This window comes from Bordetella genomosp. 13 (assembly GCF_002119665.1).
Taxonomy (GTDB): domain Bacteria; phylum Pseudomonadota; class Gammaproteobacteria; order Burkholderiales; family Burkholderiaceae_B; genus Bordetella.
This window is the reverse complement of sequence record NZ_CP021111.1, coordinates 4,238,388-4,252,201: the sequence shown is the minus strand read 5'-3', so window position 1 is coordinate 4,252,201 and position 13,814 is coordinate 4,238,388. Positions and strand designations below refer to the sequence as shown.

The 13,814-nt window shown below is 68.0% G+C and carries 10 protein-coding genes; 6 read left to right on the top strand and 4 right to left on the bottom strand.

Translation table 11 applies throughout. From position 1 onward, the window contains the following. Positions 1-38: 38 nt before the first annotated feature. A complete protein-coding gene (locus tag CAL15_RS19185; protein ID WP_086079953.1) occupies positions 39-5,897 on the bottom strand; it encodes an excinuclease ABC subunit UvrA in 5,859 nt (1,952 codons plus the stop codon). A gap of 233 nt (positions 5,898-6,130) precedes the next feature. Between CAL15_RS19185 and CAL15_RS19180 the strand changes: the two genes are divergently transcribed. From CAL15_RS19180 to CAL15_RS24800, 3 genes are all read left to right on the top strand, one after another. After that, positions 6,131-6,781 carry a bifunctional 4-hydroxy-2-oxoglutarate aldolase/2-dehydro-3-deoxy-phosphogluconate aldolase gene (locus tag CAL15_RS19180; RefSeq protein WP_086079952.1) on the top strand — a complete coding sequence of 217 codons (651 nt, stop codon included), beginning with the start codon at positions 6,131-6,133 and terminating at the stop codon, positions 6,779-6,781. Continuing rightward, positions 6,774-7,700, top strand: a complete 927-nt coding sequence (locus tag CAL15_RS19175) for a sugar kinase (RefSeq protein ID WP_086079951.1) — start codon at positions 6,774-6,776, stop codon at positions 7,698-7,700. Before CAL15_RS19180 ends, CAL15_RS19175 begins: the two co-directional genes overlap by 8 nt. 181 nt (positions 7,701-7,881) lie before the next feature. After that, positions 7,882-8,010: a hypothetical protein gene (locus tag CAL15_RS24800; RefSeq protein WP_019936597.1), complete on the top strand. Its 129-nt coding sequence runs from the start codon at positions 7,882-7,884 to the stop codon at positions 8,008-8,010. 122 nt (positions 8,011-8,132) lie between these two features. Here the strand turns inward: CAL15_RS24800 and CAL15_RS19170 are convergent, their stop codons facing one another. After that, on the bottom strand, positions 8,133-9,080 hold the full coding sequence (locus CAL15_RS19170) for a LysR family transcriptional regulator (RefSeq protein WP_086079950.1): 948 nt from the start codon (positions 9,078-9,080) through the stop codon (positions 8,133-8,135). A gap of 109 nt (positions 9,081-9,189) precedes the next feature. On the opposite strand from CAL15_RS19170, the gene CAL15_RS19165 reads away from it, so the two are divergent. Then, the gene (locus tag CAL15_RS19165; protein WP_086079949.1) at positions 9,190-10,122 is read left to right on the top strand and encodes a glycosyltransferase family 2 protein; all 933 of its coding nucleotides are present in this window, start codon (positions 9,190-9,192) and stop codon (positions 10,120-10,122) included. A 21-nt stretch (positions 10,123-10,143) separates the two neighbouring features. Here the strand turns inward: CAL15_RS19165 and CAL15_RS19160 are convergent, their stop codons facing one another. Together CAL15_RS19160 and CAL15_RS19155 are read right to left on the bottom strand one after the other, a co-directional pair. After that, positions 10,144-10,740: a M23 family metallopeptidase gene (locus tag CAL15_RS19160; RefSeq protein WP_086079948.1), complete on the bottom strand. Its 597-nt coding sequence runs from the start codon at positions 10,738-10,740 to the stop codon at positions 10,144-10,146. Between the two features lie 77 nt (positions 10,741-10,817). Then, complete coding sequence (locus CAL15_RS19155; RefSeq protein WP_086081186.1) at positions 10,818-11,336, bottom strand: hypothetical protein; 519 nt, start codon at positions 11,334-11,336, stop codon at positions 10,818-10,820. Between the two features lie 167 nt (positions 11,337-11,503). Here CAL15_RS19155 and ettA point away from each other — a divergent pair, with 167 nt between their 5' ends. Together ettA and CAL15_RS19145 are read left to right on the top strand one after the other, a co-directional pair. After that, positions 11,504-13,177, top strand: a complete 1,674-nt coding sequence (gene ettA, locus CAL15_RS19150) for an energy-dependent translational throttle protein EttA (RefSeq protein ID WP_086079947.1) — start codon at positions 11,504-11,506, stop codon at positions 13,175-13,177. 17 nt (positions 13,178-13,194) lie between these two features. Next, entirely contained in the window at positions 13,195-13,737 is a 543-nt protein-coding gene (locus CAL15_RS19145) for an isochorismatase family protein (protein ID WP_086079946.1), read from the top strand. Positions 13,738-13,814 lie beyond the last annotated feature (77 nt).

Below are 13,814 nucleotides of genomic sequence, written 5' to 3'. Positions count from 1 at the left end.
AGGACGGCGGCCGCGGCGCGCACGTGACTCTGTTCATCTCAGGCCTGCTGCGTCTGGTCCATGAACTCGCGCAGTATCCGCCCGGTATGCGAATTGCCTTGCGCGGCCATCACGTTTTCGGGCGAGCCTTCGGCCACCAGCTGGCCGCCGCCCGTTCCGCCTTCGGGGCCCAGGTCCAGCAGCCAGTCGGCCTCGGCGATCACGTCGAGATTGTGTTCGATGACGACCACCGTGTTGCCGGCCTCGACCAGCCGGTGCAGCACGTGCACCAGCTTCTCGACGTCGGCCATCGACAGTCCCACCGTAGGCTCGTCCAGCACGTACAGCGTGTGCGGCGCGCGCGAGGCGCGTCCCGTCTTGAACACCCCTTCGGTGAGCCTGGCCTTGGACAGTTCGGTCACCAGCTTGATGCGCTGCGCCTCGCCGCCGGACAGGGTGGGCGAGGGCTGGCCCAGGGTCAGATAGCCAAGCCCCACGTCCTGCATCAGCTGCAGGGGCCGCTGGATCTTCGGATGCGCCGCGAAGTAGCCGATGGCGTCGTCCACTTCCATGGACAGCACCTGGCCGGCATTCTTGTCGCGCATCTGCACGCTGAGCGTATCGCTGTTGAAGCGCGCGCCGTTGCAGGCATCGCACGGCACCTTCACGTCGGGCAGGAAGCTCATCTCGATGGTTCGCATGCCCTGGCCTTCGCAGACCGGGCAGCGGCCGTCGCCGGTGTTGAACGAGAAGCGCGCGGCGGTCCAGCCGCGCACGCGCGCCTCGCGCATGTCGGCGAACAGCTTGCGCACGTCGTCCCAGAAGCCCACGTAGGTGGCCGGGCACGAGCGCGGCGTCTTGCCGATAGGCGTCTGGTCGACCTCGAGCACGCGATCCAGCACTTCCCAGCCGGTGATGCGCGTGCAGCCGGCCCAGGTGGGCGCCTTGCGCTGCGAGACCGCCTGGGTCAGGTTGTCCAGCAGCACTTCGCGCGCCAGCGTGGACTTGCCCGAGCCCGATACGCCGGTGACCACGGTGAGGCGACCGACCGGAATGCGCGCGTCCACGCTGCGCAGGTTGTGCAGCCGCGCGCCCTGGATCTGCAGCATGGGCGTATCGGCATCGATGGGCCGGCGGCCGTTCAGCGGATGGGCCAGCGGCTTGGCCAGATAGCGGCCCGTGACCGACTCGGGGGATTCCACCAGGTCTTGCGCCGTGCCCTGCGCCACGACGCGGCCGCCGCGTACGCCCGCGCCGGGGCCGATGTCGATGATGTGCGAGGCGCGGCGGATGGTGTCGTCGTCATGCTCCACCACCACCAGTGTGTTGCCGTTGCCTTCCAGCTTGGCCAGCGCGTCGAGCAGGATGCGGTTGTCGCGCGGGTGCAGGCCGATGGTGGGTTCGTCCAGCACGTAGCACACGCCCTGCAGGTTCGAGCCCAGCTGGGCGGCCAGCCGGATGCGCTGCGCCTCGCCGCCAGACAGCGTGGGCGCGGCGCGGTCCAGCGCCAGGTAGCCCAGCCCGACCTCCTGCATGAAGGTCAGCCGGCCGCGGATCTCGGCCAGGATGTCGCGCGCGATCTCGCCCTCGCGGCCGCGTGCGACCAGGCCGGTGAAGAAGGTATGCGCGTCGCTGACCGGCAGCGAGGCCAGTTCGGCGATGGAACGGTCGCGCCAGCGCACCGCCAGGGCCACGCGGTTGAGCCGCTGCCCGTGGCACACGCTGCATGGCTTGGCCTCGCCCTCGTACCAGGCGTTCCAGGCGGTCTCCTCGCCGGTCTGCTCTTCATCGAAGCCCTGCAATTGCAGGCCCGTGCCGTAGCAGCCGGTGCACCAGCCGTGCTTGGAGTTGTACGAGAACAGCCGCGGATCGGGTTCGGGGAAGCTGGTGCCGCAAGAAGGGCAGGCGCGCTTCACCGAGAAGTGCTGCTGGTGCAGGTCGGTGTCCAGCGCCTCGTGCAGCCTGTTCACCGGCCACACCACGCTGAGCACGCCCTGGCCATGTTCCAGCGCGCTTTTCACGGCTTCGCGCAGTTCGCCCTCGCGCGCGGGATCGACCACGAGGTCGGCCACCGGCAGCTCGATGGTGTGTTCTTTGTAGCGGTCCAGGCGCGGCCACGGCGACACCGGAATGAAGGCGCCGTCCACGCGCAGGTGCGTGTGGCCCTTGCCCGCGGCCCACTTGGCCAGGTCGGTGTAGTAGCCCTTGCGCGCCGTCACCAGCGGCGCCAGGATGCCGATGTGTTCGCCTTTCTGCTCGCGCAGCAGCCGCGCCACGATCTGGTCGGTGTTCTGCGGCTCGACCGGCACCTTGCAGTCGGGGCAGTACTGCGTGCCCAGCTTCATGTACAGCAGCCGCAGGAAGTGATGGATCTCGGTCATCGTGGCCACGGTGGACTTGCGCCCGCCGCGGCTGGTGCGCTGCTCGATCGCCACGGTGGGCGGGATGCCGAAGATAGCGTCCACGTCGGGCTTGCCCGCCGGCTGCACGATGGCGCGCGCATAGGCGTTCAGCGATTCCAGGTAGCGGCGCTGCCCTTCGTTGAACAGGATGTCGAAGGCCAGCGTCGACTTGCCCGAGCCCGACACGCCGGTGATCACCGTGAACTTGTCGCGCGGGATCTCCACGCTGACGTTCTTCAGGTTGTGCTCGCGCGCGTTCAGGATCTCGATGGCCTGGCTTGCCTTGCGCCGGCGGCGCATCAGCGATTGCAACGGGGTGCCACTGGCCGCTTCGGCGCCATACGGCGTGTGAGGCTCGGCCAGCACGGCCGTCAGGCCCGCCTGCTCGGCTTCTTGCGCGTCCATGTCGCTGGCCACCACCACGTCGGCCGGCACGGGCGAGGCCGGCAGCACCGAGCCCTGGTACTCGCGCAGGGCCTGTCCGGTGTACGAGCGCGGGTTGTCCATCAGGTCTTGCGGCGTGCCCACGCCCACCAGTTCGCCGCCGGCGTCGCCGCCGTCGGGACCAAGGTCGATCAGCCAGTCGGCCGCGCGGATCACGTCGAGGTTGTGCTCGATCACCAGCAGCGTATGGCCCGCCGCCAGCAGCTTGCGGAAGGCGCGCATCAGGCGCGCCACGTCGTCGAAGTGCAGGCCCGTGGTGGGCTCGTCGAACAGGAACAGGCTGCCTTTCTTGGCCACCTTGGCGGTGGAGATGCCGCTGCGCGCCGCCTCGGCCAGGTGACCGGCCAGCTTCAGGCGCTGCGCCTCGCCGCCCGACAGCGTGGGCACGGGCTGGCCCAGCCGTACGTACTCGAGCCCCACGTCGGCCAGCGGCGCCAGGCCGGTCTGCACGTCGCGCAGGCCCTTGAAGAACTCGAGCGCCTCGCTGACCGTCATGTCCAGCACCTGGTCGATGGACGCGCTGTTGCCCAGGTGCTCGATGCGGACCTCGAGCACTTCCGGCCGGAAGCGCTTGCCGTCGCAGTCGGGGCAGCGCAGGTACACGTCGGACAGGAACTGCATCTCGACGTGTTCGAAGCCCGTGCCGCCGCAGGTGGGGCAGCGGCCGTCGCCGCTGTTGAAGCTGAAGATGCCGGCCGTATAGCCGCGCTCGCGCGACAGCGGCGCCTGCGCATACAGCTTGCGGATGGCGTCGAAGGCGCCCACGTAGCTGGCGGGGTTGGAACGCGCGGTCTTGCCGATGGGCGTCTGGTCGACCATGACGACCTCGGCGATCTGTTCGGCGCCCAGCAGCCGATCGAATTCGCCGGGGGCCTCGGTGGGCTTGCCCTGCTGCTTCAGCAGCGCGGGATACAGCACGTCCTGCACCAGGGTCGACTTGCCCGAGCCAGATACGCCCGTGACGCACACCAGCCGGCCCAGCGGCAGCTCGACGGATACGTTGCGCAGATTGTGGGCGCGCGCGCCTTCGAGAACGAGGCGCGGCGTGTTGCGCGCCACCGGCATGGGCCGCGGCGCCTCGACGCGCTGGCGGCCGCCCAGGTAATCGCCCGTCAGCGTGGTGGCCGTGCGCAGTTGGTCCGGCGTGCCGTCGAAGACGATGCGTCCGCCGCGCTCGCCCGGGCCGGGGCCGATGTCGATGATGCGGTCGGCCGCCACCATCACCTGCGGATCGTGTTCCACCACCACCAGCGTGTTGCCCGCGTCGCGCAGCCGGTGCATGACCTCGACCACGCGATGCATGTCACGCGGGTGCAGGCCGATGGAGGGCTCGTCCAGCACGAACAGCGTGTTCACCAGCGAGGTGCCCAGCGCGGTGGTCAGGTTGATGCGCTGCACCTCGCCGCCGGACAGCGTGCGGCTTTGCCGGTCGAGCGTCAGGTAGCCCAGGCCCACGTCGCACAGGAAGCGCAGGCGCGCGCGCACCTCGGTAAGCAGCAGGTCGGACGCGGCATCCATTACGCCCTCGAGCCGCAGCGCGTCGAAGAACCGGCGCACGCGTTCGATGGGCAGCAGCATCATGTCGTGCACGGACAGACCGTCCAGCGCATCGAGCTGCTCGCGCGTCCAGTCCACGCCGGCGGGCATGAAGCGGTGGTATTGCCTGCCGCCCTGCCGCGCGGCCTGCGCGGCGTCCGCGGCCTGGCCGTCCGACACCGTGTCGGCCACATGGCCAGGCGCCAGCGCCGCATCCGCTTCCGCGCGCGTACCCAGGCGCCACAGCAGCGAGCCCGGCTTCAGCCGCGCGCCGCGGCAAGTGGGGCAGGGCGTGTAGCTGCGGTACTTCGACAGCAGCACCCGCACGTGCATCTTGTAGGCCTTGCTTTCCAGCCATTCGAAGAAACGGTGCACGCCGTACCACTGCGTCTTCCAGGCCTGGTTGCCGCCCTTCCAGTCGGCCGCGCCGTTCAGCACCCAGTCGCGCTGGTCCGCGCTCAGCGATTTCCAGGGCACGGACAGCGGCACGCCGGCGCGCGGCGCGTACTTGACCAGGTCGTCCTGGCATTCCTTGAACGATGGCGTCTGCCAGGGCTTGATGGCGCCTTCGAGCAGGGTCTTGTTCTCGTCCGGTATCACCAGGCCCAGGTCGATGCCGATGACGCGGCCGAAGCCGCGGCAGCTTTCGCAGGCCCCCAGCGGCGAATTGAACGAGAAGCTGCTGGGCAGCGCGTCGCTGTACTCGATGTCGCAGTCGGCGCAGTGCAGGTGGTCGCTGTATTTCCAGACGGCACTGTCCTGGCCGTCGTCGCCCGCGACGTGCACCGCCACGTGTCCGGCGCCCATGCGCAGCGCGGTATCGAGCGCTTCCATCACGCGTTCGCGCTCGGCCCCGGCGAAGCGGAAGCGGTCCTGCACCACGTGCAGGATGCGGCGCGCCTCCATGGGCTCGGCCGCCTTGCCCTTGCCTTTGGTCTTGCCGCGCGACACTACCTTCGGCACGGTGCTTTCCCGCGGCGCCTCTTCGGCATGCACGCGCGTGTAGCCCTGCTGGTCGAGGAAGCCGCGCACCTCGTCTTCGGTGAAGTTGGCCGGCACGGCCAGCGGGAACGTGATCACCAGGCGCGGGTCGCCCGCGGCCTCGGCCCGCTCGGCCACCGAGCGATGGATCGAGTCGGGCGAGTCGCGCCGCACCACCTTGCCGCAGCAGCGGCAGTGCAGCGCGGCGCCGCGGGCGTACAGCAGCTTCAGGTGGTCGTTCAGCTCGGTCATGGTGCCGACCGTGCTGCGCGAACTGCGCACCGGATTCGTCTGGTCGATGGCGATGGCGGGCAGGATGCCTTCTATGCGATCGACCTGCGGCTTGTCCATGCGATCCAGGAACTGGCGCGCATAGGGCGAGAAGGTTTCCACGTAGCGGCGCTGGCCTTCGGCATACAGGGTGTCGAAGGCCAGCGAACTTTTGCCCGAACCCGAAACGCCGGTGACGACGACCAGTTCGCCGGTGGCGATGGTCAGGTCGAGGTTCTTGAGATTGTTCTGGCGCGCGCCAACGATGCGGATTTCGGAGCTCATGGGGTGATCGTAGCCTGGGTCCGGCAAGACGCCGGAAAAGAGGGGCGGATGAGGGCCGGCGGTTGGGATATCTGTATAAATGAACAGTATCTCAGATTCACGTCGTCTTATGCCATAGGTAGGGGCGGATATGGATAATGGAAGCCGGCACGACGCCGGCTCCGTCCGATCGGCAGCCCGGCGGTGCAAGCAAAGGTGTATTCCATTCCGTCAACGAAGTTGCGAGAGGTGTTATGACCCGGTCCGATCCCGCCGCGCGGCGCGCGCGCCTGCTCCAAGCACGCGTCGTGCCCGTGCTGCGCTATCCCGATGCCGCCCAGGCTGCCTACGCCGTCGAAGTGGCGGTGGCGGCCGGCTGCGACACGCTGGAACTGACCTGCACCATTCCCGGCGTGGCCGACCTGGTGCGCGCCCTGCGGGACAAGCACGGCGACGCCCTGCTGCTGGGCGTGGGAACGGTGCTGGACGAAGACCAGGCGCGCGAGGCCCTGGTGGCAGGAGCGGATTTCCTGGTGTCGCCCGGCCATACGCCAGGTCTGGTCGAGATGGCCCACGCGGCCGGCGCGCTGTGCCTGCTGGGCGCCTTCACGCCGACCGAAGTGCTCGCGGCTCGCGCCGCCGACGCCGACGTCGTCAAGATATTTCCCGCCGATACGGGCGGCCCCGGCCATCTGGCTGCCCTGCGGTCGGTCTTTCCCGACACGGTGTTCTGTCCGACCGGCGGAGTCACGCGCGAGAACATGGGCCAGTATTTCTCGGCCGGCGCGGCGCTGGTGGGCATCGGCAGCAACCTGTACGACAAGCAGGCGTTCGCCGCGCGGGACACCGCCGCGCTGGTGCGCCAGATCATGCAGATCCGCGCGGAGGCTGGTCATCATGGCTGAGTACGATGTGGTCGGCCTGGGCGAGGCCATGATCGAGTTCAACCAGACCCGGCCCGGCGAGCCGGATTATCGCCAGGGCTACGGCGGCGATACCTCCAACGCCGTCATTGCGGCGGCCCGGCAGGGCGCGCGCTGCGCCTATCTCACGCGCGTGGGCGACGACGCCTTCGGCCGGCAATTGCAGCAGCTGTGGCGCACCGAAGGCGTGGACACCTCAGGCGTGAAGGTCGACCGCGACGCGCACACCGGCGTCTACTTCGTGCAGCATGGCCCGGACGGCCACGAATTCAGCTATCTGCGGCGCGACTCCGCCGCCGCGCGCATGCGTCCCGACGACATCGGCGCCGGAGTGGTCGAGCGCGCGCGCTTCCTGCACGTGTCCGGCATCAGCCTGGCCATCAGCACCAGCGCGTGCGACACCGTGTTCGCGGCGATGGCCCGTGCGCGCGGCGCGGGCGGGCAGGTCAGCCTGGATTCCAACTTGCGCCTGCGGCTGTGGCCGCTGGACCGCGCCCGCGCCATCCTGTGCGAAGCCATGCGGCATGCCGACCTGTTCCTGCCGAGCATGGACGACATGCGCCATTTCACGGGTCACGAAGACCCGCAGCGCACGCTGGACTGGATACGGCAGGCGGGCGCGCCGGGCGCGGTCGTGCTGAAGCTGGGCAAGGACGGCGCAATGATCGATGCGGATGGGCAGCGCGTCGCGGTGGCGGGCAAGCGCGTGCAGGCGGTCGATGCCACGGGCGCGGGCGACTGCTTTGCCGGCAACCTGCTGGCCCGGCGCTGCCAGGGCGACGACTGGCTGGCGGCCGTGCGTTATGCCAACACGGCGGCAGCCTTGTCCACGCAGGGCTATGGCGCCGTCGAACCCTTGCCGCGTCCCGACCAGGTACAGGCGGCGCTGAATCAGGCATGACGCGCGCGGCTTTGTCCCTGATTGACGCGCCACAGCCGGTTTGCCAGGCGCCCGCGTTCACGGCTAGAATGCCGAGTTATCCCGATTTCGCCGTCCGCCTTTTCGGCCAGACGAGAAACCACCTGTACGGGAACTCGAGCCCCAACTCGAACCCGAACCCGAATCCACTGGAGCTATAGTCATGGCCGAACGTAAACGCGTACGTCGCAACACTCTGGAACGCCGCTGCCTGGGCAAGGCGTTCAAGCGCCTCTTCGTCAAGTCGCCCAAGGGCGTCTTCAAGATGCTGGAAAAGGTCAAGCGCGTCTAAGCCGCGCGTGCCGGGCGCGCTGAAAAGCAGCCCGCGCCCGTTCCAGGCATGCGTCGTCCGTTCTTGCGGACGGCAAAAGAAACCCCTCGCAAGAGGGGTTTTTCGTTATGCGCGGGCCGCGTTCAATCCGCCGGCTTCAGCATCGGCATGATGAATTCCATGAACGCGCGCGTCTTGGCCGGCAGCAGGTTGGAGGGAAACACCGCATACACCGAGATGGGGTCCACCCGCCATTCCGGCAGCACGCGCTGCAGCGAGTTGCGCTTGATCACCGGGTCCAGCGCCAGGCAGTAGGGCAGCCGCGTGATGCCCATGCCCAGGCCGGCCAACGTGCCCATCACACTGATGTTGTTGCCGGCCACCTGGCCATCGACGTGCACCCGTACGCGTTCGCTGCCGTTGTACAGGTTCCATTCCGAATAGGCGTCGTCGATGGCGGTGCGCAGGCATTGGTGCTGCGCCAGGTCGGCGGGAGAACGCGGCTCGCCGTGACGCTCCAGATACTCCGTCGACGCGTACAGGTAGCTGTCCAGCGTCTGCACCTCGTGCACCACCGAGCTCGCGTCCGCCCCCGTGTCTTCCTGGCCGTGGCCGAAGCGCAGGATCACGTCGTACGGCGTGCCGTGCGAATCCGAACTCGAGCGCATGCTCAGGTCGAACTCGCAGTCCAGCTCGGGATAGCGGTCGGTGAAGTCTCGCAGGGCTTCGGGCAACAGCCAGATCGCCAGGCTGTAGGGCATGGAGATGCCCAGCCGTCCCTTCGGACGGTCGGACAGCGCAAGCAATTGTTCGTGCGCCAGCCTAGCCTCGTCGATCAGGCCCTGGCAGCGCTGCAGGTAGACCGTGCCCGCGTCCGTCAGTTCGAGCCGCCGCGTGTTGCGGTTGATCAGCCGTATGCCGATGGCCTGCTCGAGCTGGTTGATGCGGCGCGACAGCGTGGAGGTCGGCATGTCCAGCGCGCGCGCGGCCAGGCTGAAGCTCTTGCGCCGCGCCACTTCGACGAACAGCGCGATGTCGTTCAGTTGCACATTGCGCGATTCGGTCTCGGGCGTGCTGGCGAGAGATGTCATATTCGATTGCAAAATCCGGAATTCCTGATACCTGCTGCACGGCACGCATCCCATACACTGGGCGCCTCGTCACCATCCTGCTCGACCGCCCAGCGCGGGCAATGCGCGCATGACCGATCCACAATGTCTATTTTCGGTCGTCACACCGACCTACAACCGGGGTGACACGCTGCCGCGGGTCTATGCATCGCTGGCCAGGCAGACGTGCCGCGACTTCGAATGGGTGGTGGTGGACGACGGTTCCACCGACGCCACGCACCAGATCGTGCTGGCCTGGCAGGCTCGCGCGAATTTTCGCATACGCTACGTGTGGCAGCGCAACCGGCACAAGAAGGCGGCGATCAACCGCGGCGTGCGCGAGGCCGCCGGCAAGTTCCTGATCGCGCTGGACAGCGACGACGAGCTGGCGCCCGATGCGCTGGACATCTTCCGCGAAGAGTGGAACGCGATACCCCACGCGCTGCGCGATTCCTACGTCTCCGTCACGGGCCTGTGCGCGCGCCCCGACGGCAGCATCGTCGGCGACCGCTATCCCGATGACCTGCGCGACGGCACGGCCATCGACATGTATTTCCATCATCGCGTGCGCGGCGAGAAGTTCAGCTGTATGCGCACCGAGGTGCTGCGGCGCTTTCCGTATCCCGAGGACGTCGAAGGCTTCGTGCCGGAAAGCCTGGTCTGGTGGAAGATCGCGCGCGCGGGCTATCGGCAGCGCTTCGTCAACCGCGTGGTGCGCATCTATCACGATACGTCGGGCAGCCTGACCCGCGGCGGGGTCTCGGCAGGCAACGTGCAGGGCCTGTACCTGCTGGCCTGGGACATGCTGCAGCATCACATGCCGCTGTTTCGACGCCGGCCGCGCGTGTTCCTCATGGCCGCGGCCCGCTATACGCGCTTCCGCCTGCATCTCGAGCGCTCGGGCCTGCCCAGCGCCATCGGCAAGTACCGGCTCACGCAGCCGGGCGCGCTGGCGCTGGTGTGGCTGCTGTGGCCGCTGGGCTACGCGTTGTACCGGCGCGATCGGCACCGGCAGGTGTGGTAGGTAGCGCATTGATGCGCGGACTCAGCGCGGCAGCCGCGTATGGATCGTCAGCAGGGGATAGGGGTTGATCGCTCCGCCTGCCTGGTAGATGCCATAGTGCAGATGCGGCGGCGTGCCGCGCGCGTTGCCCGTATTGCCCACATAGCCCACGGTGTCGCCCTGCTGCAGCAGGTCGCCGCGCTCGATGTCGGCGTAGCCGTCGAGGTGCGCGTAGTAGTGCATCTGGCGGCCCGGGCCCAGCACCCACACCACCTTGCCGCCCAGGTTGTTCGTGCCCACGCTGGACACTACGCCTTCGGTGCTGGAGACCACAGGCGTGCCGCGCTTGGCGAAGATGTCGATCCCTTCGTGCGTGCGGCCCTGGCTGCGCGATGCGCCCCAGGTGTCGGTCAGCTGCCGCGGCGCCACGCCGGTTACCGGAACGGGCAGCGATGCGGGAATGGGCTGCATGGAAAGGCGCAGCACGTGCCAGGGAGCGCGCCATACGGAAGGCAGGCGCGGCCAGCTCCACCAGGCCGCGCCGGCAAGCAGCGCCAGCACCAGCAGCCACGTCAGCGCGCGCCGCAGCCGGTTACCGGCGGAACGCGGGGATTCAATGGTCGTGGAAACGTCGGTCATCGGCGGCCCTATCCATACACTCAGGAATGGGACAGGGCGCCGGCGGCGCGGTTCCCTCGTCGAACTGCTATGGGCGTTCAGCGATAGCGGACGCCATCCGGGCTGTCCGCCGCGTCGTCCTCGTCATCGTCCTCATCGTCCTCATCGTCGTCTTCGTCGTCGTCCGAGGCCGACAGTTCCTCGTCCTGCAGCGAGAACGGCAGCACGTCGACCAATTCGTCCGACCACGCCGACTCTTCGCCGTCCTGGTCGATCTTGATGAAGCGCTCGCCTTCGTTGGTCGAAATCTGCACGGCCCACAGGAACAGGCAGTCATAGGCCTCCGTGCTTTCCGGCAGGCCGCCGCGCTGGCCCAGCAGACGCGCGCCCGTGCCGCCCAGCTGCACGTGCACAGGGTCGGCGTCGCTTTCCTTGGCGGCCTCGTCCAGGGGCACGCCGAAGCTGACCCATTCCAGGCCGGTGTCGTCGGTGCCTATCTCGGCCAGCACGGGCTGGCCCAGATAGGCGCTCATGGCGTCGGCCGTCTTGGCCAGCATCTCGAGTTCGGGCTGGCTGAATCGGGCGACCGAAGCGGGCGGGGTGGCGGAGGCGGACATGGCGGCCTGGACGAAGAAGGAAAACAGTATTGTCGCGCGATCCCGGCGCGCCCGCACGACGCCGGACGCCCTAATCTTCGGGTACGCATCGGAGCGTGCGGCGACGTACCGGCGAAGGGCCTACAATCGCCTATTCGAGCAACCCGCATTCCCCATTTCCGGCATCCATGGCCCAATACGTCTACACCATGAATCGCGTCGGCAAGATCGTGCCGCCCAAGCGGCAGATCCTGCGCGACATCTCGCTTTCCTTCTTCCCCGGCGCCAAGATCGGCGTGCTGGGCCTGAATGGCTCGGGCAAGTCCACGCTGCTCAAGATCATGGCCGGCGTCGACAAGGAGATCGAGGGCGAGGCCATCCCCATGCCCGGCCTCAACATCGGCTATCTGCCGCAAGAGCCGCAGCTGAATCCCGAGCACACCGTGCGCCAGGCGGTCGAGGAAGGCCTGGGCGCCGCCATGGCGGCCAAGAAGCGGCTCGACGAAGTGTATGCGGCCTATGCCGAACCCGATGCCGACTTCGATGCGTTGGCCGCCGAACAGGCCGAGCTCGAGGCCGTCATCGCCGCGGCCGCATCCAGCGGCGCGGACGACATCGAGCACCAGATGGAGATCGCCGCCGACGCGCTGCGCCTGCCGCCCTGGGACGCCATCGTGGGCAACCTGTCGGGCGGCGAAAAGCGCCGCGTGGCGCTGTGCCGCCTGCTGCTTTCCAAGCCCGACATGCTGCTGCTGGACGAGCCCACCAACCACCTGGACGCCGAAAGCGTCGAGTGGCTGGAACAGTTCCTGCACAAGTTCCCCGGCACCGTGGTGGGCGTCACCCACGATCGCTACTTCCTGGACAACGCGGCCGAATGGATCCTCGAACTTGACCGCGGCCACGGCATTCCCTGGAAGGGCAACTACAGCACGTGGCTCGAACAGAAAGAGGCGCGCCTGAAGCAGGAAGAGGCCTCTGAATCGGCTCGCCAGAAGACCATCAAGAAAGAACTCGAGTGGGTGCGCCAGAATCCGAAGGGCCGCCAGGCCAAGGCCAAGGCCCGCCTGGCCCGCTTCGAAGAGCTGTCGTCCTACGAATACCAGAAGCGCAACGAGACCCAGGAAATCTTCATTCCGGTCGGCGAGCGCCTGGGCAGCGAAGTCATCGAGTTCGAGAACGTCAGCAAGGCCTATGGCGACCGCCTGCTGATCGACAATCTCAGCTTCAAGATTCCGCCGGGCGCCATCGTCGGCATCATCGGCCCCAACGGCGCCGGCAAGTCGACGCTGTTCCGCATGATCGCCGGCCGCGAGCAGCCCGATTCGGGCCAGGTCAAGATCGGCCAGACCGTCAAGCTGGCCTACGTCGACCAGTCGCGCGATGCGCTGGAAGACAAGAAGACGGTGTTCGACGCCGTGTCCGACGGCGCCGACCTGCTGACGGTGGGCAAGTTCGAGATGTCGTCGCGCGCCTACCTGGGCCGCTTCAACTTCAAGGGCGGCGACCAGAACAAGGTGGTGGGCCAGCTGTCCGGCGGCGAACGCGGCCGCCTGCACATGGCCAAGACGCTGATCGCGGGCGGCAACGTGCTGCTGCTGGACGAACCGTCCAACGACCTCGACGTCGAGACCCTGCGCGCGCTCGAAGACGCGCTGCTCGAGTTCCCCGGCAGCGTCATGGTCATCAGCCACGATCGCTGGTTCCTGGACCGCATCGCCACGCACATCCTGGCCTTCGAGGGCGACTCGCAGGTGGTGTTCTTCGACGGCAACTACCAAGAGTACGAGGCCGACAAGAAGAAGCGCCTGGGCGAAGAGGGCGCCAAGCCCAAGCGCCTGCGCTACAAGGCGCTGAAGTAAAAGGCGTCCCAGCAGCCATGCCCGCCATTTCGCTGAACGCCGCCGATTGCACGCTGCTGGTCATCGACATGCAGGCCCGGCTGCTGCCCGCCATCCATGACGGCGACGCCGTGGTCGCCGCCACGCTGAAGCTGGCGCGCGCGGCACGATTGCTGGACGTGCCGGTCGTGGGCACCGAGCACCAGGCCGAGAAGCTGGGCGCCACGGTGCCCGAGCTGGCCGTCGAGCTGGACGCGGTATTCCCCAAGCGGCACTTCTCCGCGGCGCGCGAGGATGGCTTCGAGGCCTGGCTGCCGCCAGCGCGCCGCACCGTGCTGGTGGCCGGCGCCGAGGCTCACGTATGCGTGCTGCAGACGCTGCTGGATCTGCGCAATCGGGGCTGGCAGGTGGCGATGGTGTCCGATGCCTGCGGTTCGCGCCGGCCCGCCGACCACCACGCCGCATCGCGGCGCGCGCGGGCGGGCGGCGCCGATATCGTCAGTTCCGAGATGGCAATATTCGAGTGGCTCGAAACTTGCGACCATCCCAGGTTCCGCGACGTGTTACGTCTGGTCAAGTAAGATGCAACGCCAATCGGCTCCCCCGGCGTAGCGCGCCCGCGGGTCCAACCCATTGACACAAATCCTGGGCAAACCTC